Annotated in this window: 18 protein-coding genes; 14 read left to right on the top strand and 4 right to left on the bottom strand. The window is 41.3% G+C overall.

Annotated features, from left to right (window positions below; all coding sequences use genetic code 11):
• Positions 1-50: 50 nt before the first annotated feature.
• Entirely contained in the window at positions 51-1,061 is a 1,011-nt protein-coding gene (locus AB5627_RS05145) for an N-acetylmuramoyl-L-alanine amidase (protein ID WP_368369709.1), read from the top strand.
• A gap of 70 nt (positions 1,062-1,131) precedes the next feature.
• Here the strand turns inward: AB5627_RS05145 and AB5627_RS05140 are convergent, their stop codons facing one another.
• Positions 1,132-1,413, bottom strand: a complete 282-nt coding sequence (locus AB5627_RS05140) for a hypothetical protein (RefSeq protein WP_022286784.1) — start codon at positions 1,411-1,413, stop codon at positions 1,132-1,134.
• Positions 1,414-1,625: 212 nt separating this feature from the next.
• On the opposite strand from AB5627_RS05140, the gene AB5627_RS05135 reads away from it, so the two are divergent.
• The 5 genes from AB5627_RS05135 to AB5627_RS05115 all read left to right on the top strand — a co-directional run bounded on the left by AB5627_RS05135 (position 1,626) and on the right by AB5627_RS05115 (position 9,169).
• Positions 1,626-2,621, top strand: a complete 996-nt coding sequence (locus AB5627_RS05135) for a LacI family DNA-binding transcriptional regulator (protein WP_022286785.1) — start codon at positions 1,626-1,628, stop codon at positions 2,619-2,621.
• A gap of 87 nt (positions 2,622-2,708) precedes the next feature.
• Complete coding sequence (locus tag AB5627_RS05130) at positions 2,709-4,169, top strand: sodium:alanine symporter family protein (RefSeq protein WP_022286786.1); 1,461 nt, start codon at positions 2,709-2,711, stop codon at positions 4,167-4,169.
• A gap of 235 nt (positions 4,170-4,404) precedes the next feature.
• Positions 4,405-5,832, top strand: a complete 1,428-nt coding sequence (locus tag AB5627_RS05125; protein ID WP_022286787.1) for an ABC transporter substrate-binding protein — start codon at positions 4,405-4,407, stop codon at positions 5,830-5,832.
• A gap of 177 nt (positions 5,833-6,009) precedes the next feature.
• Positions 6,010-6,717: a response regulator transcription factor gene (locus AB5627_RS05120; RefSeq protein ID WP_081856051.1), complete on the top strand. Its 708-nt coding sequence runs from the start codon at positions 6,010-6,012 to the stop codon at positions 6,715-6,717.
• Positions 6,692-9,169 (top strand): sensor histidine kinase, encoded by a 2,478-nt coding sequence (locus AB5627_RS05115; RefSeq protein WP_368369708.1) that lies wholly within the window; start codon positions 6,692-6,694, stop codon positions 9,167-9,169. Before AB5627_RS05120 ends, AB5627_RS05115 begins: the two co-directional genes overlap by 26 nt.
• 88 nt (positions 9,170-9,257) lie before the next feature.
• On the opposite strand, the gene AB5627_RS05110 is transcribed toward AB5627_RS05115, so the two are convergent.
• From AB5627_RS05110 to AB5627_RS05100, 3 genes are all read right to left on the bottom strand, one after another.
• On the bottom strand, positions 9,258-11,780 hold the full coding sequence (locus AB5627_RS05110) for a heavy metal translocating P-type ATPase (protein ID WP_333635083.1): 2,523 nt from the start codon (positions 11,778-11,780) through the stop codon (positions 9,258-9,260).
• Positions 11,781-11,794: 14 nt separating this feature from the next.
• Entirely contained in the window at positions 11,795-12,124 is a 330-nt protein-coding gene (locus AB5627_RS05105; protein ID WP_022286791.1) for a metal-sensing transcriptional repressor, read from the bottom strand.
• Positions 12,125-12,289: 165 nt separating this feature from the next.
• Complete coding sequence (locus tag AB5627_RS05100; protein WP_022286792.1) at positions 12,290-13,672, bottom strand: LCP family protein; 1,383 nt, start codon at positions 13,670-13,672, stop codon at positions 12,290-12,292.
• Between the two features lie 364 nt (positions 13,673-14,036).
• Here AB5627_RS05100 and AB5627_RS05095 point away from each other — a divergent pair, with 364 nt between their 5' ends.
• The 8 genes from AB5627_RS05095 (at position 14,037) to AB5627_RS05060 (ending at position 25,501) form a co-directional block, all read left to right on the top strand.
• On the top strand, positions 14,037-15,665 hold the full coding sequence (locus AB5627_RS05095) for a CTP synthase (RefSeq protein ID WP_022286793.1): 1,629 nt from the start codon (positions 14,037-14,039) through the stop codon (positions 15,663-15,665).
• A gap of 181 nt (positions 15,666-15,846) precedes the next feature.
• Positions 15,847-17,883, top strand: coding sequence for an ATP-dependent DNA helicase RecG (recG, locus tag AB5627_RS05090; RefSeq protein ID WP_265290759.1), 2,037 nt, complete (start codon positions 15,847-15,849; stop codon positions 17,881-17,883).
• Between the two features lie 88 nt (positions 17,884-17,971).
• Entirely contained in the window at positions 17,972-18,538 is a 567-nt protein-coding gene (locus tag AB5627_RS05085; RefSeq protein WP_022286795.1) for a hypothetical protein, read from the top strand.
• A gap of 287 nt (positions 18,539-18,825) precedes the next feature.
• A complete protein-coding gene (locus tag AB5627_RS05080) occupies positions 18,826-20,022 on the top strand; it encodes a type II secretion system F family protein (protein ID WP_046441446.1) in 1,197 nt (398 codons plus the stop codon).
• Positions 20,023-20,124: 102 nt separating this feature from the next.
• A complete protein-coding gene (pilM, locus tag AB5627_RS05075) occupies positions 20,125-21,609 on the top strand; it encodes a pilus assembly protein PilM (protein ID WP_041337281.1) in 1,485 nt (494 codons plus the stop codon).
• Positions 21,610-21,611: 2 nt separating this feature from the next.
• Positions 21,612-22,322 (top strand): type II secretion system protein GspM, encoded by a 711-nt coding sequence (gspM, locus tag AB5627_RS05070; RefSeq protein WP_368369706.1) that lies wholly within the window; start codon positions 21,612-21,614, stop codon positions 22,320-22,322.
• A gap of 147 nt (positions 22,323-22,469) precedes the next feature.
• Positions 22,470-24,674, top strand: a complete 2,205-nt coding sequence (locus tag AB5627_RS05065; RefSeq protein WP_368369704.1) for a hypothetical protein — start codon at positions 22,470-22,472, stop codon at positions 24,672-24,674.
• Positions 24,675-24,691: 17 nt separating this feature from the next.
• Positions 24,692-25,501 carry a type II secretion system protein gene (locus AB5627_RS05060; protein ID WP_022286800.1) on the top strand — a complete coding sequence of 270 codons (810 nt, stop codon included), beginning with the start codon at positions 24,692-24,694 and terminating at the stop codon, positions 25,499-25,501.
• Positions 25,502-25,511: the final 10 nt, after the last annotated feature.

Raw genomic sequence — 25,511 nt, 5'->3', positions numbered from 1 at the left:
GCGTGTGGTATAATTAAAATGGATAAATTTTTTACAGGAGCTTTGATCTAATGAATACACTTTCAGATGAGGAGTTTGAACAGATCTACGGACGAAAGCCTGTCAGAAGGGTGAAAAAGAAAAAAATATACTGGAACAGAATTATTATTGCATTGATAATACTTATCGGCATTGTGACTGGTCTGGTAAAGCTGACAGCCTTGGTAGTATCAAAGATCAAAGGAGACGATACGCAAAAAACAAACAAGGTATTGAATAATACATCTTCTGTCGCTGTGAAGGAGGACGCTTCTTCTGCTGAGGATAAAAAAGACGAGCCTGCGAAGTATTCTAATATGGACTTTACAGTGTGTGTTGACGCAGGCCACGGTGATTATGACGGCGGCACAACTGATGCCTCAGGAAAAAGATATGAAAAAGACGATAACTTAAAGGTCGCACTTGAGGTGCAGAAATATCTTGAAAAATACGGCGTCAATGTGGTGATGATAAGAGATGATGACTCTTTCCTTGAGCTTGACGAAAGATGTGCAAAGGCAAATAACGCCAAGGCTGATATGTATGTTTCACTTCACCGAAACAGCTATGACGGTGATATTTCGGGCGTTGAGGTTTGGGTGAACAATTCTGAGCCTGAATATGACACAAAGCTTGCACAGAATATACTTGATGGTCTTGAAAAGGTAGGTATATCTGATAATAGAGGAGTACAGTATGGCTACGTTGGCAATTCCGGTGTAAACTACTACATAAATGCTGACACTGTTATGCCAAGCTGTCTTGTGGAGCTTGGATTTATAACCGAGGATATCGACAATAAGCTTTTTGACGAACACCTTACAGAGTATGGACAAGCTATTGCTGATGGTATAGTTCAGACAGCTGTTGATGTTGGTCTTGTTGATGAAAGTGGCAAAAGACTTATGTCTGAGCAGCTTATCTCACCTGAGAAGCCTGTGAACAATAAGGATTCTTCATCTGCGGCTGACGCTATGACAACGCCGATGGAGACGGATTCTTCTGCTGACGTTTATAATACTCAGGAAAACGAGTGGTATTGATAACAAAAAAATAAAAGCGAACACAGTTCGTTTCTGCTAATGCAGAGAAACCGTGTTCGCCTTTTTGTTGCTAAAGCTCTTTTCTGATGAGTTTGAATTTCTCAAATTCTTTCGTCAGGTCTGCCAGAACGTTTTCAAGACCCTTTTCAGAGTATTCTTCGTGATATTCTGCCACAAAGTCTGTTACCTCCGTGACGCACTTTGTGCCGTACCATACTCTGACATAAAGCTCTTTTTCATCGCCGAGAATAGGGTCTATGCGGTAGCTGAAATTGGTGTAATTGCTGCCGGACCAGGTGTTTTTTTCTTCAAAATAGTGAAATGTGGGTATATCAAAATAACCATGGAGCATTGCGTATTTTCCTTTCAAAAATCATTCGTTTATGATATTATAGCATATCACTGTTCCTTTTTCAAGCATTTAGTCTGCTTCTTAATTAAATTAGCCTAAAAAACGTTTACAATTTTGTTAGGAATGTATATTGGAGAATTGTTCAAAATATGTTATAATTGATGATGGTATGACTATTTCAGCGGTATGCTGTCGCAGAAAGGATAAGATCTATGAGCATTACAATAAAAGATGTTGCCAAGGAAGCCGGTGTTTCAGTGGCGACAGTGTCAAGGGTTCTCAACGGAAGCTGTAACGTATCAGATGAGTCAACAAAAAAAGTCAATGAAACTATTGCAAGGCTCAACTATTCTCCGAATTTTCTGGGAAGAAATCTTAGAAAGTGCGAAACGAATGTTATTCTTGTAATTATGCCGACCTCTGAACATTCTCTTTATTCAAAGATAGTCATGGGTATGCAGGATTATGCAGGACAAGTTGGTTACGATATCATAACTGCAGTTTCCTATTCAACCTCGACCGCTGAAACAAGGCAGATGAATATGCTTTTTAACAGAACTGTTGACGGTGTTATCCTTCTTGGCACTCAGTATGACGCAGCTTCGCTTAATAAGCTCGCAGAGAATTATAACGTTGCTCTGTGCTGTGAGGGCGTGGAGGGCGCAAATGTGCTTACTGTCGCTGTTGACGATGAACAGGCTGCGTTTGACGCTGTCGCTGCTCTTATCAAAAAGGGTCATAAAAGGATAGGCTTTATCGGAACGAACTCTTCGGCTATCTCCTCCACTGCAAGAGAGAACGGCTATATAAGAGCATTAAAAGAATATGGCATAGAGATAAAGAATGAATATATCTATAAAGAGTCCTATGACTATGACTGCGGAGGCAGAGCGTTTGAATATTTCAATGCACTTGCTGAGAAGCCTACGGCGATTTTCGCTGTGTCAGACTTGCTTGCTATCTCTGCAATGCACAAGGCAATAGATATGGGCATTGATGTGGGCAAAGATGTCGCCATAATGGGATTTGACAATATATCCATGTGTGAGTGGATAATCCCTACACTTTCAACGGTTGAACAGCCTTGCTCAAAAATGGGCGAGCTTGTTGTGGCAAAGCTTATTGAGAACATGAATAAGACTACTAAGGATAATCATTATTATACTGTTGACCACAGGATAATTCTAAGAGAGTCCACAGGCGACTAATTACTTTCGTAAAAATAGATAGGGGAGAAATAAGGCAGTTTTTCCGTAAAAACTGCCTATTTTCTGTAAGAAAGGATTTTTTAGGGCATGGAGAAATTTACAAAAATACTTGAAACGATAGATGGCTATGTCTGGGGCATACCGCTTATCGTACTCATTATGGCTGTGGGAATATTCCTCACCTTTAGGCTAAGGCTTCTTCAGATATTCCACCTGCCAAAGGCTTTGAAATTTATGTTTCAGAACGAAAATGGTGGCAAAGGCGAGATATCGAGCTTTGCAGCACTATGCACCGCACTTTCCGCAACAATAGGTACGGGAAATATCGTCGGTGTAGCAACAGCCATTGGTGTGCTTTCAGGCGGACCTGGAGCGCTCCTCTGGATGTGGATAGCTGCTCTCCTTGGTATGGCAACAAAATTTTCCGAGGGCTTTCTTGCTATCAAATACCGACGTATGGACGCTGACGGACACGTTTGCGGCGGACCATTCTATTACATAGAATATGGCATGGGTAAGAAGTGGAAGTGGCTTGCAAAGGTATTTGCGTTCTTTGGCGCTTGCGTTGGTCTTTTTGGTATCGGTACTTTCTCTCAGGTGAATGGCATCTCATCGGCAGTTCAGGCTTTCTTTGATCCTAAAAAGGAACATACAGTGAATATTTTTGGCGCTGACTATACATGGGCTGTTATAATCTCTGGACTTTTGATAACTATTTTTGCCGCACTTGTTATTATCGGAGGCATAAAGAGGATCTCAAGTGTTTCTCAGGTAGTTGTGCCTTTTATGGCAGTCGTTTATATAGTCGCTTGTCTTTCACTTATTGTTATAAACATTCAGAGGCTCCCTCACGCTGTTGCCCTTATTTTTGAACAGGCATTCAGTTTCAAGGCTGTCGCAGGCGGATCTCTTCCTACAATGTTCATTGCTATACAAAAGGGTGTTGCCAGAGGAATTTTCTCAAATGAGTCAGGTCTTGGTTCGGCACCTATCGCAGCCGCAGCCGCTCAGACAAAAGAGCCGGTAAGACAAGGTCTTGTTTCTATGTGTGGCACATTTATCGACACTATCATTGTATGTACTATGACAGGTCTTGCTATCGTAATGATGGGAAGCTACGAGGCTATCAACCCAGTAACAGGCAAGCCTTTTGAGGGCGTTGAGGTCACAAATCACGCTTTCCAGAACGGCTTCTCGTTCCTGCCGTCAATGATACCTGCATTTATTCTTATGGTCTGTCTTGTGTTCTTTGCTTTCACAACTATCCTTGGCTGGAACTATTACGGTGAAAGGTGTATGGAATATCTTTTTAACAGCAACATGAAGGTGGTCATGGTCTACAGATATCTCTATATCCTCGCTGTATTTATCGGACCATATATGACGGTTTCTGCCGTTTGGACGATCGCTGATATCTTCAATGGACTTATGGCACTGCCAAACCTTATAGCGTTGCTTGCTCTCAGTGGTGTTATCAGTAAGGATACAAGGCGTTATGTGGCGAAGTATTCCAGAGCAAAACGAATCAATAAGCTGGTAAGAGCGTAGATATCGTATTTTATATGAAGCGGAAACGGCTGAATGTTGTTTCCGTTTTTTTATGCTGTAGGCTTAATCACCAAAAAAATGAATGATTATTTGTTGAAATCACCAAAAGTATTTAAAAGAATGTAACAGTGATTGTAACTTTGTTGACAACGATTACATTCGGTGATATAATAGCTATGTAAGAATCAAGGAAACGTTTTCTAATGAAAACGATCCGTTACGGAGGTTATATATAATGAAAAATTCTAAGCGTGTTATTGCCGGTGCAATGGCTCTCTTGTCAGCAGTGAGCGTAGCTTCATGCGGTAGCTCATCAGGCGGCGATTCAAGCAGCTCTTATGTTGATAAGGTAAAGGTAGCAAGCACCGACGATATTGCTACTATCCCTGATGGTTCGGAAAAGGAGTTGGAGTGGCTTTCTTATTTTGACATAAACCCAACTAAGAAAGAGCCGGAAAAGAGAACTGACCTTACTCTTTTTGAGGAAAAGGGCGGTAAGATCAAGTATTCTCAGACTTCATCAATGAACAAGTATGATAAGCTCGCAGCAAGACTTATGTCTAACAATCCACCGGATATGTTCTGGTATGAGCAGTCTATGACATTCCCTGCAAACTGTATCAAGGAAATGTTCCAGCCTGTTGATGATATCGTTGATTTCGATAGTGCTATGTGGAGCGATGTCAAGGACGTTGCAGAGCAGTTCACTCTCAACGGCAAGCACTTTGTTGCACCTATCAACTTCCTGCCAGGTTCTGTTATCACATATGATAAGTCTATGATAGACGCTGCTGGTCTTGATGATCCATATGAGCTTTATCAGAACGGCGAGTGGGATTGGAACGCATGGTATGACATGATGTCAGAATATGTTGAGGGCGCTGCTGCTGACGAGGAGAGATACGGCATAAACGGTTGGTTTGCACCATTTATCTTCCAGTCAACAGGTAAGACTCTTATCACATATGACGCTGATAAGGACGAGTATGTTTCAAATCTCAACGACGCTGACTTTGTAAGAGCATCTGATATGCTTTATGATATCGCAAAGAATGGTATGTACTATCCTGATTGGGTAGGACAGGCAGGCGACGCATTCAAGAAGAATATCCTCTTCTATGCAATGGGTCCATGGGCTTCTACCGGTACACATTCACCAAAGGACGGCGACAATTGGGGCGTAGTTCCAATGCCAAAGGATCCTAACTCTGATACGCTTTATACAACTATCGACATGAATGCGTATATGTGGGTAAAGGGTTCGACAAAGAATGACGCTATGAAGTGCTGGCTCGAGTGTGCAAAGATAGTTTATACTCAGGATACATATAAGGATATCGAGAAGGAGAAGTTCTTTGTAAACAATCCTAACTGGACAGAAGATATGTATAACGTAGCTTACGTTGACCTTGTTACAGACAAGTTCACTAAGATATTTGACCCTGGTTATGGTATCTCCACAACTCTGTCAGATAATGACGCTGCAACAAATGATACTAAGGAAGCTGTTATTCCTTATCTGTATACTTCAGTTATGAAGACAGATGAGAATGGCTCACAGTATACGTGGACACAGCTCAAAGAGCAGTATAAGGGTACTGTTGATTCAGAACTTAAAACTCTCAACGATCAGTATCACGCATATTTGGAAAAGAATAAGTAATACAACTTGCCATATAAAGACGGACGGAATTTATTTCGCCCGTCTTTTTTTGTTGTAATGTTAGAAAAAATGTGATATAATCATAGAGTGCATTAAGATTTAATTAAGAATTATGTTGAGCTGTTTTTAAAGAATGTGGCTTATAATAATAAACGTAAAAGAAAGGGTCGTGCCGATATGGAGATAAAGGAGCCTGTAATCCTTGTTGTAGATGATGATAAAGATATAGTGGGAGCTATCGCAAAGCTGCTTGAAATGGAGGGCTATAAGGTAATAAAAGCCTATGACGGTCTTGAGGCTTTGGAAAAGCTCACTGAGAACAGCATACAGCTTATACTCATTGACGTCATGATGCCTAAGCTGGACGGACTTTCTACAATGATGAAAATAAGGGCAACAGAGAATATCCCTATACTTGTGCTTTCCGCTAAATCTGAGGATACAGATAAGGTGCTTGGGCTTTCAATGGGCGCTGACGATTACATAACAAAGCCTTATAACCCTATGGAGCTTGTGGCAAGGGTAAGAAGCAACCTGAGAAGATATATGCAGCTTGGCGCTATCGACACGGCAAACAAAACGGATATTATAGAAATAGGCGGTCTGGAGCTTGACACTCAGGCAAAAAGCTTAAAGGTTGACGGAGAACCTGTCAAGCTCACCGCCACGGAGCTTAAAATTCTTGAGCTTCTTATGAAAAACGCAGGCAGGATATTTTCTGCCGAGGAGATCTATTCAAAAGTGTGGAACGAGGACGCATATGCCGTTGAAAACACGGTAATGGTACATATTCGTCACATCAGAGAGAAAATAGAAATAAACCCTAGAGAGCCGAAATACTTGAAGGTGGTGTGGGGAATTGGCTACAAAATCGAGAAAATTTGAGCAGGCAGAATGGTTTAAGATATTCTCAGCTAAAAAGATGAGAATTATAGCATTTGTGCTTGCCTGCGTTATTGCAGGCGGTTTTTGCTTGTCTTTGGTGCTTTATGCTAACAGCCATGCTGACAGCAGCAGTAAATCTTATCTTAAATCAGAAAGCTATAAGCTGGCTTCCAATGAAATGTATGAGGAACTGTGCGTTACAGCTTCGGCTTATCTCAGATATGTTGATGAGGATTGGAACTACACTCAGCCTAGACACCTGTTCAATGACTATCTTAACTATCTTGACTATAACCGCTATAAATACAAAAAGACAGAAGACGGTATACGGCTTATAGACAGTCGATTTGATTACTATGTGGGAATTACTCAAAATGGTAAAACAAGATATCTGTCAAATATAAAAGATATAGAAAACTATGACAGCGAAACGGATAAGATAGAAGCTTTTAAATCGTCGCACAAAAACTATATACTCCGCCGTGATAACGAGGTAATGAGCGACAGAACTTCATCAGGGCAGATAGTTGACTACTATTACAATACAGCGGAGTATCAGGATAACGTGACAGAAGAGTTTTATGCCGACAATCTTGTGCCCGTAGGAGGAAGTTATTATGATAACTACGGCAGATATTTTTACAATTACGGCAATTATGATCCAATAGCTTTCTATAATGTAGACTCAAGATATAATGTTATTAAAGGTCTTGATTTGAAAAACGGTCTGAAATATTCCGACAGGCTTGAAGATGAAGAAATTGGTGACGATTATGACACTGATGACGGCAATGAATACTATGACTATGACAACAGCATATATTATTATGAGGACGATTACGGAAACACATGGGCAAAATGTGAAAACCTCTATGACCTGCCTGATTACAAAGCGACAGACAATGACGATTCAGGTATAACGGTATTCTTTGCACCGAAAGCTGAAAAGCTTACGGCAATGGAAAAGGAATACACCGAGGCTTTGAATGATATGTATCGTGCAAAGCTTTTTGTGATCGTTTTTGGCGTTATTGAATTTATGCTTGTGTGCTATCTACTCCTGATCTGTGCATATAATGCAGAGCCTGAGAGCGTTGAACGCTGGAAGCAAGGCAATTTTCTAAAAAAAGTGCCTACGGAAGTTTACCTTATCCTAATGGTACTGGCTATTACATTTGCTTTTGTATTTGGCGCCTGCTGGAATTATTATGTGAGCATCACAAAAAATATTTTTGACAATGCTTTGGCTAATTCCGTTTTCAGAAATATACTTGCTGTAGCATTGTTTGCATTGGCATATTTTGCAGGCTTCGGCTCGCTTATGGAGTTTGTTGGCAAGATAAAGACAAGAAGCATATTCAAAGAAAGCCTTATTTGCAGATCATGTAAGTTCCTATGGCGCAAGTACAAGGAAACATCACTGTATCACTATTTTCATGGACTTCCGCTTGGAGTGAAACTATCCATAAGAACGATAGCCATAGGCGTTATACTGTTTTTGGAATCCGCTTATTATTCCAGTGCAGATGTTGAGCCGTTCTTGCTTGTTGTGGCTTTGATACTGATGGTGTTAGATATTCGTGACTTCTCACAGCTTTCAAAGCTCAGCAAACAGATAGACAGCCTTGGAGAAGAAAAGCCTTATGAGGGCAAGATAAGAAAAACTTCGCCGGTGTATGCTGAATCTGAAAAACTCAACTCAGTTCAGGATAAGGTGAGAGAGTCGGTGGAGCAGCAGATACAGTCTGAGCGTTTGAAAATAGAGCTTGTGACAAACGTTTCACACGACCTGAAAACACCGCTGACTTCCATTATCAGCTATATCGACCTGCTTAAGAAAATGGATCTTGACGATGAAGCTTCGAGCTATGTGAAGATACTTGATAAAAAGGCGCAGAAGCTCAAAGGCATTGTGTCTGACGTTTTCAGCATAGCAAAAGCCACAAGCGGCGTTGATGTAAACCTAACAAAGCTTGATTTTGTGATGCTGTTAAATCAGTGCATCGCAGACGCAGAGGACAAGATAGCTGACAGTGGCAAGATAGTAAAGATAAACATAAATGCCGACAGCGCAATGGTAATGGGCGACGGCGACAAGCTTTACAGAGTGTTCCAAAACATTGTTGACAACGCTCTGAATTACTCTATGGACGGCACAAGGATATTCCTTGATGTGTACAAAAAAGCGGACAGAATAGTATTTGCCGAGAAGAACATTTCGGCAACGCCGATAAACTTCACGGAAGAAGAGATACTTGAAAGATTTGTGCGAGGGGATAAGTCACGAACAGACGGTGGAAGCGGTTTGGGATTATCCATATCAAAGAGCTTCACGGAAGCCTGCGGTGGTATCTTCAATATCGAAATAGACGGAGATATGTTCAAGGCGATAGTCGAAATGCCGATAATTCAGGAGGATACGGTAGAAAAAACCGATGACAAAACGGAATAGCGTAAATAATAAAACGGTGGAGAATGACAAACACTCTCCACCGTTTTTACATATACGCAATTACTATGCGTGAGATAAAATATCTGCGTTATTTTATCCCCTTTACCTTATACCCAGCGTCCGTCACCGCCTTAGAAAGCACCTCGTCAGCCACGTCCTTGTCAAGTGTGATGTAAGCGCACTTGTCCTCAAGGGAAACATCTGCTGTAACGCCGTCTATCGCATTAAGCACCTTCGTTACTGTGCCTGTGCAGTGTGAACACATCATGCCGTCGATCTTCATTACCTTTTTCATTTTTCCGTCCTCCGTTTTAGTATTTATTTCAGCCTTTGCGGCTTTGTTTTCTCTGACACTTTTAAAAAGATTGAGCCTTAACGCATTGGTCACAACGCAAACTGAGCTTAAACTCATTGCCGCTGCACCGAACATAGGATTGAGCTTCCAGCCAAGCAAGCCGTAGAATACTCCTGCCGCCAGCGGAATACCAAGCGAGTTGTAAATAAGCGCCCAGAAAAGGTTTTCCTTGATGTTCTTCATAACGCTCCTACTGAGCTTGACAGCCGTAACAGCATCATTCAGATCGCTTTTCATTAGCACGATATCAGCCGACTCGATAGCAATATCCTGTCCTGCACCGATAGCTATTCCAACATCTGCCGTTGTAAGGGCAGGTGCGTCATTTATTCCGTCGCCTATCATGGCTACCTTTTTGCCCTGCTCCTGCAATTCTTTGATTATTGTAGCCTTGTCCTCAGGCATAAGCTGTGATCTTACCTGTGAAATGCCAAGCTTTTTCTGTATTGCTCTAGCTGTTTTCTCGTTGTCCCCTGTGAGCATTACAGTTTCAATGCCTGCCTTTTTGAAGCCCTCTATAGCCTCTGCACTTGTCTCTTTTATCTTGTCTGCAATGAACAGAATGCCTGCAAGCTTGTTGTCGATCGCTACATAAAGTGGTATCTCACCATTGTCAGCGTGAGCATGAGCCGTCTCCTCAACCATCGATATGTCAACTCCACTGTTATCCATAAGCCGCTTGTTACCGATAAGAACGTTTCTGCCCTCAACAACAGCCGATATACCACCGCCTGCTGTTTCTGTGTAGCTTTCAGCAGGGGAGAGTTCAATGCCATTTGTCTTGCAGTGGCCTGTAACAGCCTTTGCAAGCGGGTGTGATGAACCGCTTTCTGCCGAGCCACAAAGCTTTTTAAGCTCTGAAACATCAAAATCACCAAACGCTTGCGCTGAAATAAGATCAGGCTTGCCTTCTGTGCAAGTTCCTGTTTTGTCAAGAACAACAGTGTCAATGCTGTGAGCAGTTTCAAGGCTTTCAGCGGATTTTATTAGGATACCGAACTGTGCCGCTTTACCCGTTCCTACCATTATTGCAGTGGGCGTTGCAAGTCCCAATGAGCATGGGCAAGATATAACAAGCACTGATATTGCCATGTTAAGAGCAAATGCGAAGCTATAGCCAAGTAGCGGCCATACTACCAGTGAAATAAGAGCTATCGTTATAACTATAGGCACGAACACAGCGCTTATCTTGTCTGCAAGCCTTGCTACAGGCGCTTTTGAAGCGGAAGCGTCCTCAACCAGTGCGATTATCTGTGAAAGTGTTGAGTCTTTAGCTTGCTTTTCACACCTTACCTTAGCAAAACCGCCAGCCGATACGCTTGCACTCATAACTCTGTCACCCACTGCCTTGTCTACAGGTATGCTCTCGCCTGTGAGTGCAGATTGGTCAACCGCGCAGTTTCCATCAATAAGAACTCCGTCACATGGCACAGACCAGCCAGCTTTGAGCAGGAATACATCTCCCACCATTACGTTTTCCGCAGGAACTTCCACCTCCTCGCTGTCACGGATAACAACTGCCGTCTTAGGCGCAAGGCTCACAAGCTTGTTTACAGCATTAGCCGTCTTGTCTTTTGAGCGAGCCTCAAGATATTTTCCCACAGTGATGAGAGTGAGTATCATGCCGCATGACTCGTAATATAGATTCATCATATACTCATGTGCCGAGCCAAGGTCGCCCCTGCCCATAAAGTAAGCCATTCTGTAAGTGCCGTAAACACTGTATATGAATGAAGCCGCCGCACCAAGAGCTATAAGGCTGTCCATGTTAGGAGAGCGGTGGATAAGATTTTTGAAGCCGTTTGAAAAATAGTGAAAGTTTATTGCAATGATAGGCACTGTGAGCAAAAGCTGAGTGAGTGCATATATCATCATGTTTTTGTGCCCTACAAAAATAGGGGGGACAGGTATGTTCGCCATGTGTCCCATGCAAATATAGAACAGCGGTATCAAAAATCCCACAGACCACCATAGGCGTTTCTTCATCTTTTTACTTTCGTCCTGAGCCGCCGCAACAGGTGATGCAGTTTTGTTTTCTTTGTCGCCTATCTCGCTTGCTCCATATCCTGCACTTTCAACAGCATTTATGACCGCCTGAGCGTTAGTTACGCCCTCGTCAAGATCCACCGTCATTTTGTTTGCAAGCAAGTTCACGTTTACGTCCATTACGCCATTAACCTTACTCACAGCCTTTTCCACATGAGCCTGACACGCCGCACAACTCATGCCAGTTACATTGAATTTCAACTTTTTCATAGATATTTGCCTTTCTATTTAAGCTTTTTCATAAGCTCTAATACTTCATCGACAACTTCAGTGTTGCCACTTTGTATCTCCTCTGTCATACAGGTCTTCATATGTTCCTGCAAAATAAGATAGCCGAAGCTTTGCATTGCACTTTCAACCGCTGCAACCTGAATGAGTATATCTCCGCAGTAGCGGTTATCGTCAAGCATTTTGATAATGCCGTTTATTTGTCCCGAAACTCTGCTTAGCCTATTCTTTAGCTGTTTTATTTCCTTATCATCACGGGGAGTGTGCTTGTGCCTACAAGTATCACAGCAGCCGCATGACAGTTCTTTATCATTTCTGTTGTCCATGTTTTTTTGCCTCCTTACTATATCAAATACCCTTATGGGGTATCTTTTGCAACATATATATTATATACCCCTTATGGGTATTTGTCAACTATTTTTTTTATATTTTTTGCACGAAGCAAAAAAATATCCGCCCTCCCAAAAGGAAAGCGGATATCAATTATTCAGTTAGTAGCCGTAATACCCAGTATCATAGCTGTAGTTGTAAGCATTTTCTTCCTGATACTGCTTGATAGCTTCGTCAATGTTTTTACAACTGCCGTAAACTATATATTGAATGAACGCAGAGTTTGCGGCAAAGTCCGGATTAAGCACGTCCATGCTATAGATGACTTCGTTTGTGAAATAGCCGTCAGCAGGTATTCTAAGCTGCTGGATATCATATTTCATATAGTCAAAAGCATTGAGGAGCAGATTTGCGATCTCACCATCAGTAAGGTCTGTGTTTATCTCAGGAAGGACTTTGTTCAGAAGCTTGTCAAGCTGAACAAGATTGAGCTTCTTGGATTCGGTTATTATCTCTGAGATAACACGTCTTTGACGTTCGGTACGCTCATAGTCGGAATTCCCTACATATCTAAGCCTTGCAAACGCAAGTGCCTGATTTCCGTTAAGATGAAGCTTTACCTTATCCTCATCACTCTTGCCCGCAAATATGTCGTCGCTTATATAGTCGGTGCCTTTTTTATTTTTAAGGTATTTGTTCTGTTCAGCCATCGGCTTCTTCATGCCCTCGGCTTCAGCCTTTGACACTTCCATGTCGATACCACCTACAGTCTCAACTATATCTATAAACGAGTAGAAATTCACTCTTGCGTATCTATCTATCTGGATACCGAAATAATCCTCAATACACTGTTCAAGATACTCACAGCCACCGTGCCAGTAAGCGCTGTTGAGCCTGTTGCCCTCGTCAAACTGTGCCATGTAAATGTACATATCACGCATAAGGGAGGTCATTGTAATAGTTTTGTTCTTGGTGTTTATGGAAATTATCATCATAACATCAGTATTTCCACGGCTCTCCTCTTCTGTATCACGGATATCCTCGCCAATGAGCAGAATGTTCGTTACGTCCTCGCTGGATATCTTGGAGGACTGCTTTTGTAGCTGAGCCTTAAGCTCGTCCTCTTTTTCCTTTGCGTCAAATGTATCCGCCTCACTTGTAAGCTCGCTGGAATTTATAGGCGCTCTGCCTGAATTTATCTTAGTATCTTTAGTTCTGTCAAGCATTCCTGTGTAGTGGAAAAACAAACCTACGATAATGGCAATTATAATAATGAATACTACAAATATTATTCCAAGAGCAATACCCGTCTTTTTCTTCTTGCTCCAGCCTCTTTTCTTTTTTGGCGTCTTATCCTGCTTTGAATCAGACTCATGTGTCGGATCAGCTTTCTGCTGTTCCTTTGAGGGGATAGGTATGACCCCCGTAGGTCCGTTTGAGTTTGAAGCATCAAGTATCTTTCTATTTTCTATTGCATTGGATATTAGCGACTGTAAATCCTTATCTCCCTGAGTGTTGGAGGTGTTCTTGTTGTCGTTGTCCATAAAATAAACCTCGTTTCCGATTAAAGTCAGCAAGCCGGAAGTCTATAGCTCGTTTAAGCATAATACAATAATAGTATATACTATTTTACCTCAAATTACAACATAAATTTCGTACGAATTTGACTTTAAAATTACATCAATTTTTATAAAATCAAATAAAACCGCTTTAATTTATAACAATTTTACAAGAGATTATTGCAGCTATTTGATAATTTATAAAAAATTCAGAGAAAAATAGAAAAAACACTTGCCTTTTGTATAAAAATTTGTTATGATATTAGTAAGAGCGAAAAGGTGAGTTGTGTCCACATGATCTCACCTGATTTTTTTGTGTTTTATTTTTGATATATGGAGGAGAAATGATATGCCTACAAAATATGTCTTTGTAACAGGCGGTGTAGTATCAGGTCTTGGAAAGGGCATAACCGCTGCGTCACTGGGAAGATTGTTAAAAGCAAGGGGCTACAGCGTTACCATTCAGAAATTTGACCCGTATATAAATGTCGATCCAGGCACAATGTCACCTTATCAGCATGGTGAAGTTTTCGTAACTGACGATGGTGCGGAAACTGACCTTGATCTTGGTCACTATGAGAGATTTATCGACGAAAATCTTTCTATCAATTCAAATGTTACCACAGGTAAGATATACTGGACAGTTCTTAATAAGGAGAGAAGAGGAGATTATCTTGGTGGCACAGTTCAGGTCGTTCCTCATATCACCAACGAGATAAAGGATCGTCTTTACAGAGTAGGCAAATCAACTGACACAGATATAGTTATCACAGAGATCGGCGGAACAGTTGGCGATATCGAGTCCACACCATTCCTCGAGGCTATCAGACAGGCTTCTATCGAGCTTGGAAGAGAAAATTCCGTATTTATACATGTGTGCCTGCTGCCTTATATCTCAGGCTCAAAGGAGCTTAAATCAAAGCCTACACAGCATTCCGTAAAGGAACTGCTTTCTATCGGTATCCAGCCTAATATCCTTGTTCTTCGTTCTGAAATGGAGATACCAGAGGATATGAAGCAGAAGATAGGTCTTTTCTGCAACGTAAGAGCAGAGGACGTTATACAGAATCTTACAGCACCATCACTTTATGAAGTGCCTCTCTGGCTTGAAAAAGAGGGCCTTGCAGATGTTGTTTGTCATCATCTTAAGCTTGAGTGCAGACAGCCAGACCTTAAAGAGTGGCAGGAAATGATAGGCAGAGTTCATAGCTGTAACAAGAAAGTAACTATCGGTCTTGTTGGCAAGTATGTTGAGCTTGAGGACGCTTATCTTTCCGTAGCAGAAGCTCTCCGTCACGGCGGTTTTGAGAACAGTGCAGAAGTTGATATCAAGTGGATACAGTCTGAAAATCTCAATGAGAACACTGTAGCTGAAATGCTCCACGGCTGCGACGGCATAATCGTACCGGGCGGCTTTGGTGACAGAGGAATCGAGGGCATGATCGAAGCTATCAAATATGCAAGAGAACATAAGATACCAATGTTCGGTATCTGCCTCGGTATGCAGATGTCTGTTGTTGAGTTCGCAAGACACGTTGCAGGACTGGAAGGGGCAAATTCTTCCGAGTTTGGTGACACTCCATATCCTGTTATAGACATCATGGACTCACAGAAAGATATCACAGAAAAGGGCGGCACGATGCGACTTGGCCTTTATCCATGCAAGCTTGCAGACAATTCAAGATGTGCTGAGATTTATTCAGCACCACAGAATCTTATCCGTGAGCGTCATCGTCACCGTTGGGAGTTCAATAATGAATACAGAAAGCTTCTTGAAGATAAGGGTCTTATGCTTGCAGGTCTTTCACCTGACGAAAAGCTTGTTGAGATAGTAGAGCTTCCAAAGAATGTACACCCATGGTTCGTTGGTGTTCAGTTCCACCCAGAGTTCAAGTCAAGACCAAACAGAGCGCACCCTCTGTTCAGAGATTTCATCAGAGCTTCTATTGAGTATTCTGAGTTTGGCGAGAAAATATAATAACATATAGTTTTTATCAAGGACAGATGATTTTTTCATCTGTTCTTTTTTTGTGCAAAAATGCAAAACGTGCAGGAAAAATGGCGTAAATATGTATGATTTGAATAAAAGTCATTGACCTTTTATGTGATGTATGATATAATCGTATTAAGTGAAGTAAAAGCTGACAGGTGGTGAGGATTTGTTAAAAGATCTTGAGAAACCAATAGAATATTTAAAAGGCGTCGGCGAAAAGCGTGCCGAATGCTATGAGAAATTAGGCGTAAAGACAGTATATGACTTGCTTTGTCATTATCCAAGAAGTTATATCGACTATACCTCCCCAGTGCCCATAGCCGACGCACCAACTAACGAGCCTTGCATAGTAAAGGGCAGGGTAGTTAAAAAGCTCCCTGAAGCCCATATCAGAAAAGGTCTGTCAGTGTACAAAGTCATTTTTACCGATGACGTCACCGACCTTGTAATAGTTATCTATAACAGCGAGTATATGTATAAACAGCTTGAAGTGGATAAAGAGTATTACCTCTGCGGCAGGATAACAGGAAACCTTGTGCGAAAAGAGATAAATTCTCCTGTGATACTTTCTGCCGATACGGAAGATAAAGTCCAGCCTGTCTATCACCTTACAGAGGGTCTTAGTCAGCAAATGCTCAGAAAAACAGTAAGGCTCGCACTGAATGTTTTTAATAAGAATATCTATGAGCCGCTGCCAAAAAGCATAATGCAAAGGTATAATTTCTGTTCTCTTGAATATGCTTTGGAGAATATACATTTTCCAAAAGATATGCACATCTGCGAGCTTGCGAAAAATCGCCTTGTCTTTGACGAGCTTCTTGTTTTGCAGCTTGGTATGCAGCTTATGAAATGCCGAAGCCGTGAAAAAAGCGGCTTTGTGCTGAAAACGCAGGATATGGACAGCTTTTATAACGCTCTGCCTTTTATCCTTACAAACAGCCAGCAAACCGCCATAGAGGATTGTATCAGAGATATGCAGAAAGAACAGCCTATGAACAGACTCGTTCAGGGCGACGTTGGCTCGGGTAAGACCGCAGTTGCGGCAGGAGCGGCATATTTTGTGTATAAAAATGGCTGTCAGAGCGCACTAATGGCGCCTACTGAGATACTTGCAGAACAGCATTATGAAACTTTGAAAGGCTTTCTTGAACCGCTTGGCGTAAAGGTGGCACTGCTCACAGGCTCTATGACCGCAAAACAGAAAAAGCTTGTGAAAGAGGGGCTTGAAAACGGTGAATACGCCGTTGCAGTGGGAACACACGCTCTTGTTCAGCAGACAACGAAGTTCAAAAAGCTTGCCCTTGTCATAACCGACGAACAGCACCGCTTTGGCGTTGAACAGCGTGCGGCACTTGCTTCAAAGGGTGAAAATCCCCATAAGCTTGTTATGTCAGCCACGCCTATCCCTAGAACTCTTGCCCTTATGATATACGGCGACCTTGATATTTCTGTACTGAAAGAGCTTCCTAAGGGCAGACAGCCCGTTGAAACATATGCCGTTACAGGAAAGCTTCGCGAGCGTGCTTTTAACTATGTGAAAAAATATCTTGACGAGGGCAGACAGGGTTATATAGTCTGTCCAATGATAGATGAAAGTGATATGGACTTGCAGGACGTTAAGACCTATGCTAAAAAGCTTTCTCAGGGCACGTTTAAAGATTACACTGTGGGACTTCTTCACGGCAGAATGAGCGGTGCTCAGAAAGAACAGGTCATGAACGACTTCAAGGAGCATAAAATAGACCTGCTCGTTTCCACAACAGTTGTGGAGGTAGGAGTTGACGTGCCTAATGCGGCAATAATGGTAATAGAAAATGCTGACAGATTTGGTCTTTCCCAGCTTCACCAGCTTCGTGGTCGTGTGGGAAGAGGTAAATATAAATCAAGTTGTATCCTCATTACAGACAACGTGAATGAGGAAAGCGTGAAAAGGCTTAAAATTTTGGGCAAGACTAACGACGGCTTTAAGATATCAGAGGAAGATCTTAAACTCAGAGGTCCAGGTGACTTTTTCGGAAGCAGACAGCATGGCCTTCCTGCATTGAAGATAGCGGATATGTCACAGGATATGGATATACTAAGAAAAGCGCAGGAAGCCGCACAGCTTATCAGAAACGCAGACCCTAAACTTGAGCGTACAGAAAATATATATCTAAGAGAGCTTGTGGATAAACTCTTTGATAAAACTATGTCAGATAATTGAAAGATGTAAAGTTTGAAAACTTTATCGTGTAATATGAGATGTAAAGCATAAAGGCTTTATAAAGTAAAAGAATAAAACGGAGGTAGTTATGGAGGCAATAAAATTTTTAAAGTACATTCTGTCGAGAATTGGGATAATGATCGTTCTTACGCTGTTTTCAGCCTTTGCAGGCATTGTGCTGATACCGGCTCTGGTTACGGTATTTCCGTCAAGCACATCTGCTTTCAAAAGCTTTATGACAAATAGTAATGTAGACTCATTTATAGGCTTTGCGGTCATGCTTATATTTTTCTTAAGACTTTTTTATGACGACGGAAAACGCCATGCCGCATATGAAAATTGGAGCTGGGTCAATATTACAATAGTGTATCTTCTTATGCTTCTAGTGTATTTTATTCCTGCAATATTCAGGGATTCATTCAGTCAGGAGGGCAAGGGAGATATCTTCTATAAGGTGCTTTATTATCCGTGTATATGGCTGAATGAAGGCGTGGGCATGAACTACCTTGTAAGCGTGATCCTCGGCATAGGACTTCTTCTTGCAGCGGCCTATTGTTTCTATCTGATAGCCTATAAAGTGTATGTTCATAAGCATCCTGTCATTCTCAAAAGTATGAAATCTTTTAGTGCGGGCAAGACAGATAATAAAGTATAAATTGTATTATTTGAACATAAATAAGAGTATTTACTATCAGAAATCTGTATGAACTCGCTTTAAATGTTAAATACTATTTAAAATGTTAGTTTAATTATTCTATTTGTACAAATTCGATAAATTTGTGAAGATTATTTTGTAAATAAATTAACGCTTAAAAAGCACTCAATCACTTGCGAAAAGATGAAAATAATGTTATAATTATAAAAATGCGTTTTGTGTATTTTTAAAGTTTTTTGTTATGAATGCACAAAATGTATAAATAAGTGGAGGTGTATCTACATATTATGAAGAAATTTTCCTATGTTGCTAAGGATACCTCGGGAAAAACCATAAAGGGTATCTATGAGGCTGAGGATGCACAGGAAGTACTGGACAAGATCCACGAACAAGGTCTTTTCTGTATAAGTTATACAGAAGCATTGGGCGGTGCAGGCAAACAATCTGTGCACAAGTTCAATACTAAGGAACTTGCTTTCTGCTGCCGTCAGCTTGCGGCAATGATGACATCGGGTCTTACCATTGTTAAAGCGCTCGACATTCTCTATAAGGAAGAGGAGAATAAGGGTGCAAAGGATGTTTGGAGAAGCGTTTATGACGATGTTCAGAAAGGTCAGAGCTTTACCGAGGCCCTCGATACAAGAAGAGGAAGCTTTCCGGACTTTTTCATCTCAATGGTAGACGCAGGTGAGACCTCAGGTACGCTCGATATGACAATGCAGCGTCTGAGCGATTACTATGCAAACTCAAACAAGTTGAACAATAAGGTAAAGAGTGCGATGACTTATCCTATCATACTTGGCGTTCTTTGTATCGTCATGGTAATCGGTATGTTTACGTTCATCATGCCTATATTTGCAGGTCTTATGCCAGAGGATCAGATGCCTGCACTTTCTAAGGCTCTCTTCTCATTCAGTGACTTTTTCAAGGCAAAATGGTATATCATTCTTATCGTGGTCGTTGTTTTGATATTCGGTTGGATATACGCCTTGAAAGTACCGTCAGTCAGACTTAAATTTGACTACATAAAGATAAAGATGCCTGCCGCCGGAAAGCTTATGGTAAAGATCTACGAGGGTCGTTTCGCAAGAACTCTTTCATCACTTTATTCAAGCGGTATCCCAATGGTAGAGTGTCTTGAACGTTCGTCAAGAATACTTGGAAATGCTTATGTTGATAAGATGTTCATTCAGGTAGTTGATGAAGTTAAGCAGGGCGCACCGCTTTCAGCGTCACTTGCAAAAACAGAGATATTTGAAGGAATGTTTACTTCCATCATCTATGTCGGTGAGGAATCAGGTGCTCTCGATGAGATCCTTGAGAAAACTGCTGACTACTATGAGGAAGAAGCAGACGCAGCCGTTACAAGACTTGTAGGACTTATGGAACCATTGCTCATCGTATTCATGGGTGTTGCGATCGGTCTTTGCCTTGCGGGTATCTTCCCACTGCTCTACGGTTCATTGTCAGGTCTGGAAAACTAAGGGTCTGCATTTTATGTTCGTTAATTTTAAATATCTCCTCTCCTTTAAAATGGAGAGGGAAGATATTTGTTTTGAAAAATAATTTAAGAGGTGAAGGAATAAATGCTATCATTTGATATTTCTGATAGACAAATCAACATTGTTAAAGGTGATAACTCCTCTAACAAGATAAGGATCGAAAGATCTTTGCAGGTAGACGTTCCTGAGGATATGATCCTTAATGGTGAGGTCATCAACCTTTCAGGTCTGTCTGAGTTACTGCTCACTCAGATCAAGGCTGAGGATATGATGGATAAGGACGCTATCGTTACTTTTTCATCGAGCAACATCGTATTCAAGGAGCTTGTAGTTCCAAAGGCAAAGGGTAATGAGTTCCTGCTTATGGTACAGAACCATATGAGCCAGGAAATGGGTATCACAGATGAGTATTCTATCTCATATACAGTAGTAGGTGAAGCAGGCGAGGATAATCCTGGTGCAGTGAAGGTACTTGCAACAGCTTGCCCTAGTACGATAGTTGAAAGCTACAGAAAGCTTTATAACATTATGGGCATGAACCTCAGATCTGTTAACATCGGATGTAACTCTATCGCAAGAATCGTTCTTGCTGACAAGTCCAACATGGAGAAAATGCCACTGTTGGTTTGCCAGATCGATAAGAATTTCCTTGGTCTTACACTTTTTGAGAATGGACAGATGGCATTCGCCAGATACGTTCCTATCTCAGAAGAAGATTATGATTCTGACGATTATATCACTGAAGCTCTTAACGAGAACATCTTCAGAATGGAGCAGTTCAATAAGGCAAGAGGCGGTTCAGGACTTGAAAATGTTATTCTCTATGGCTTTATCGAGGACTACATCAAACTCGTTGACGCTCTTGACGGTCTTGATATAAAGGCTTCCGTTCTCGGTGTGCCTGCTCAGATCACAGGTTTCGAGAACTTCGAGTTTACAGTATTTGCTAATGCTATCGGTGCTCTCTATAAGAGAAACAAGGCAACAGAGAAGATCAACCTCCTCGAAGTCGATCAGTCCACAGGTAAGGGCGGCAACAGCGGAATGGGTTCGCTGCTCATGACAGGCGGTATCTTCGCTGCGGCAGCCGCAGTGCTTATCGCAGGTGCAACACTTGTTATTAATCTCAGGAAGAGTTCTATCGAGAAAGATATAGACAAGACTAATGATAAGATAGCTGTTTGCAATGAGAAGATCGCCCAGAACCAGATACTTCACAATAAGATGAAGATCATGCAGGATTATTCAAACTATGTTACATCAGCAAATGCAGCTCTTGAAACACTTCCGGTCGTGTCAAGTGAGATGTTTGACGATATCAAGGAAGCTCTTGGTTCTTTCAAGTATGAAGGCTTTACATATAACCTTGAAGCTGGTACAGTAACACTTACTAAGGTTGAGCTTGATGATCAGTCAGATGTAAAAACAGCAATCGATGCCCTTGTAGGTACAGGACTCTTCCAGGAAGATGTAGGATACAACGGATATTCGATCGGTGAAGACGGCAGCTCAGGCGTAACGCTTGATTCGCTGACACTTTATCTTAAAGAAGAGGGCGAGGGTGAATAATTATGAAGTTGAATTATCGTGATAAAATGATTTTGATAGTAGTATTCGTACTGCTTATAATTGTTGCAGGTTTTATGCTTTTTATTAAGCCTGCCATTGATGAGTGTAGTCAGGCAAGCAGTGATCTGGAATCAGCAAAGGTACAGCTCAGCGAGCTTGAAGACCAGGTAGACAAGGATAAGAACCTTGCCGCTGAGATTCAGACACTTTATACAAGCACCTCACAGGTCGCAGCTAACTTCTATGATTATCAGGTAGCATACAAGGCTACTGATAAGGTTCGTGAGCTTTTTAATGTTGATGATGTAAAGATCAAAAACTCCAATATGACTATTTCATCATACGGCAGCACAGTTCTTTCGCCTTTTACTTATGAGTCAACAGCAACAGCTACTGATTTTGACACTAAGGTAGATGAATACAATAATGCAAGCACAACTGATTCATCAGCTGCAGACGCAAACACAGATGAAAATGCAGCTGATACCAATGAAACAGCTGCACAGACAATAGGTTACTATAGCCTTGACATTCAGTTCAAAAGCTCGCTTTCAGGTTTCAAGAATTTTGCTGACAACCTGACGACAAACAACGAAAAGAGCATGGTGATCGAGAATGTTAACATTGAAAATGTCAATGAGAGCGAGATCTCAGGCTCTATGACACTGAATATGTACGTTCTGAAGAAGCTTGCTGATCCTTCTGCCAGCTAAGAGAAAACTATTTGGTAGGATAAGGAATATTTCTTATCCTGCCAATTAGTGCTATATAATGATTAAAAATTTTATATAAGTAATCAACCTGTGTAAAATGAAAAAAGTATAGCATAAGTGATAATAAAACTAAGAAAGGTGGTTAATATGAAGAATACTCCGAAGAGGAAACAAAGAAACAAACCCGGAGTCGTGCTTTTCACAGCGGTTGCTGTCATGCTCATGCTGTCAATACTTTTGACTGCAACTGTTTCTTTTGTTTCGGTAAATAGGACAAAAACAAATGATAACTATAAGAGCAAACAGGCTTATCTGACAGCTTCATCTACTCTTGAAAGCTTTATTAATCAGATACAGACTGATACTGCTCCAACCAATGACCCTACTGCAAAGGCTCAGCAGAAAAAGGCCATAGATAACCTTAAAAAGCTAGCAAGTGCTAATAGCGGAAAGGGTACAACTACTAATGTCAGCTATAATGGATCAAATGGTAAAAGCGATAATATCGGTACCACAAAGATAACTGTAGCACAGGAGGGTACAAGTGTTGCAAATATCGTTGTTACCTGTGAAACTACTTACCTTGGAAAGACAGAACAGGTAGCAGCACATATCTCTATTCGCTCAGATCCAAAGCCTGCCGACTATACAAATACTATCGAGCTTGTTGGTAACGGCGGCGCAGGTTATGATAACCTTAACGTTATCGGTGACATGGCTGGTATCAATAATACCACTGGTAAGGTCTATAGATTTACAAACAATACGAGTATCTATGGTTCTTATCTTATGTATGGTTCTTTGGAGGTTTCAACACAGCCTCTTATCATGCTCAAGCCTAGTCTTGTAGACGAAAAGCAGGGTTCAACTGTTACAATTTCTGAAAACCTTGATGTTTCAAATGAATTCCACATCAACTCCACAATGGCAAGAGCAGACGGATATAACTATGTTAATATCGGTCAGAAGCTCTCCACTTCAAACCATATGGACGTTGGTTCTTCAGGTTTTGATGTCGATTTGTTCTGTTGTGAAGCTAACATTGGCGGAAATGACTATACACAGTATGGTAACTTCTACGTTTATAAGGGCGCAGGTGCTTATAATGGCGATGCAACATTTGGTGCAGCTGGTCAGACGATCAATGGCTCTCTCTATGTCGAGGGTGATCTTAATGTCACAAAGTCACTTAAGGTAACAGGCTCTGTATATGTTACCGGCACTATCACAGGTAAAGATAAGATCGTCTGCCAGGCTTCAAATATTCATGAAGGAGCTGTTCTTAGCAAAGCAGGTCGTGACGCAAAGCCACAGATACCTGTATCTGCTGATGCCTATGTATATTATCCGGAAGATTTCTTCATGAGCAGTGATACTAATGTGACAACGATCTCTGATCAATATCAGGCTTTCTATAATGGCTCAAACACCAAAACTTTCAATACCTTTGCAAGCGATCCAAGCTATTGGAATAATGTTGACTACACGCTTACTGAGCTAATAGACCTTACAGGAACAGGAGCTAAGACTCCAGTTACAAGCCGCTACAAATTGAGAATAACATCAAGCTGTACATGGGCATCTGATCTTTCGTTCAATGATTATGGCAATGGTTCAAGGATCCTCGTTGATGTTTCTGATTCTTCGGGTGATATCGTTATAAGACTTCAGAATGGTCTTAATCTTGGAGCAGAATGGTCACCTGTAATAGTTGTTAGAAATCGTTCAACTATAATTGATACGACTACAGGTGACAGAAAATACAACTGCTATTTTGTTTCAGACTCAGGCAGTGCTATTACACTTAATGGTATCGACTCAGTAACAGGCAAGTCACAGCATTCAGGCTCTAGTGCTTGTAACTATAGCTTTAAGGGACTTAAGGTATTTGATTATGATACTTACGTTCGTATGTTTGATTCTTCTGTTCTCAATAATACAAAGGGTAACCCTGGCTTACCACAGAGCGGCTTTGTTCTCAACCCTACATCTGTAGATGTTGCAGGCTCTTACAGACCGAAAAACAGCAGCATCATCTTCCTGTTTGGTGAGAACACAACACTTAACGCTACAGATCAAAGCTTCTTCCAGGGCTCATTCTATTCACCACAGGCTATCGTTAATATCGCAACAAGCGGTCTTGGCGGACTTGTGGTAACAGACTCAGCAGGCGGAAAAATGACCGTTCAGTGCTGTGCAGTCGGTGTAGTTATCGCAAACAGCTTTGGTAACGCCAATACAGCGTTCTATGTATACACCAAGCCTTCAACTACTTCTGTAATGCAGAATGCGAAGGGCGACAAGGATGATTATGCTTACGGATACGAACTTGACAGATATGATCACTATTAATTGAAAGGAGTATACTCATGAAAAAGAACAGCAAAAATAAAAAGGGTATGACTCTTGTAGAGGTCATCATAGCAATGGCACTTTTGTCAGGTATGTCAGCTATGCTTGTTACAGTTGCTGTAGCGGCAAAAAAACAGAATCTTGAAAACTACTACCGCAACAATGAAATGTATACTCAGGCAGTAAATGCCGAGCAGTATAATGATAACAAGACCGTCAATATGAACGAGTTGAAGGTAAACAAGTTCTCTTCAAGTGGCAAAACTACAAATGAGTTTGCCCTTGAGGCAGACTTTGGAAGCGGTATAAAGTTCAATACTACAGCCTATGGCTTTAAAGCAAAGCTTAATAATATTGATGAAGACGCAGGCTATCAGCTCAAATTTCTTCAGGGTAAGGACATAAACATTACGCCTAATCCTGAAAAGAGCGTTTACTGGGTAAAGTTTTATAACAATTCAGGGGCAGATATGAATTTCTATGCTCTTACGCCTGAGCTTACAGGCGGAAAGTTCTTTGATGTAAATAATAACTCATCAGGAAATTCACTTCTTATCCCTATCGGTGACGGTGGAAATCAGCAGTTTGGCGTTGTGCTTTCAGGCGTAACAGGAAGCGATTATTTCGGCTTCTCACAGTCATCTGATCTTTACAGCAGCACTCCAACAGCCGATGCAGCTGCATTTAAGATCACAGATGCGACCTTTGACCATTATCTTGAAAAAGATGCGTCAGGTAAAGCTACAGGTTATGTAGTTATCCATTATATGGGTGGCTCTGATTACAAAAACCAGGCTGAATATGACGATGCACAATCAACACCATAAGGAGGGAGGA

Origin of the sequence: Ruminococcus sp. RTP21198st1_G1_RTP21198_201120, from assembly GCF_040924265.1 — a bacterium.
GTDB lineage: Bacteria > Bacillota > Clostridia > Oscillospirales > Ruminococcaceae > Hominimerdicola > Hominimerdicola aceti.
The sequence above is the reverse complement of the archived record's forward strand: the minus strand, read 5'-3'. Positions and strand labels throughout refer to the sequence as shown.

Excerpts from the sequence above, each read along its gene's own strand:
- AB5627_RS05130 (WP_022286786.1), top strand. The coding sequence starts at position 2,709 with ATGGAGAAATTTACAAAAATACTTGAAACGATAGATGGCTATGTCTGG.
- AB5627_RS05105 (WP_022286791.1), bottom strand. The coding sequence starts at position 12,124 with ATGGACAACAGAAATGATAAAGAACTGTCATGCGGCTGCTGTGATACT.
- AB5627_RS05095 (WP_022286793.1), top strand. The coding sequence starts at position 14,037 with ATGCCTACAAAATATGTCTTTGTAACAGGCGGTGTAGTATCAGGTCTT.
- AB5627_RS05085 (WP_022286795.1), top strand. The coding sequence starts at position 17,972 with ATGGAGGCAATAAAATTTTTAAAGTACATTCTGTCGAGAATTGGGATA.
- pilM (WP_041337281.1), top strand. The coding sequence starts at position 20,125 with ATGCTATCATTTGATATTTCTGATAGACAAATCAACATTGTTAAAGGT.
- AB5627_RS05140 (WP_022286784.1), bottom strand. The coding sequence starts at position 1,413 with ATGCTCCATGGTTATTTTGATATACCCACATTTCACTATTTTGAAGAA.
- AB5627_RS05145 (WP_368369709.1), top strand. The coding sequence starts at position 51 with ATGAATACACTTTCAGATGAGGAGTTTGAACAGATCTACGGACGAAAG.
- AB5627_RS05135 (WP_022286785.1), top strand. The coding sequence starts at position 1,626 with ATGAGCATTACAATAAAAGATGTTGCCAAGGAAGCCGGTGTTTCAGTG.
- AB5627_RS05065 (WP_368369704.1), top strand. The coding sequence starts at position 22,470 with ATGAAGAATACTCCGAAGAGGAAACAAAGAAACAAACCCGGAGTCGTG.
- AB5627_RS05080 (WP_046441446.1), top strand. The coding sequence starts at position 18,826 with ATGAAGAAATTTTCCTATGTTGCTAAGGATACCTCGGGAAAAACCATA.
- AB5627_RS05120 (WP_081856051.1), top strand. The coding sequence starts at position 6,010 with ATGGAGATAAAGGAGCCTGTAATCCTTGTTGTAGATGATGATAAAGAT.
- AB5627_RS05110 (WP_333635083.1), bottom strand. The coding sequence starts at position 11,780 with ATGAAAAAGTTGAAATTCAATGTAACTGGCATGAGTTGTGCGGCGTGT.
- AB5627_RS05060 (WP_022286800.1), top strand. The coding sequence starts at position 24,692 with ATGAAAAAGAACAGCAAAAATAAAAAGGGTATGACTCTTGTAGAGGTC.
- gspM (WP_368369706.1), top strand. The coding sequence starts at position 21,612 with ATGAAGTTGAATTATCGTGATAAAATGATTTTGATAGTAGTATTCGTA.
- AB5627_RS05100 (WP_022286792.1), bottom strand. The coding sequence starts at position 13,672 with ATGGACAACGACAACAAGAACACCTCCAACACTCAGGGAGATAAGGAT.
- AB5627_RS05125 (WP_022286787.1), top strand. The coding sequence starts at position 4,405 with ATGAAAAATTCTAAGCGTGTTATTGCCGGTGCAATGGCTCTCTTGTCA.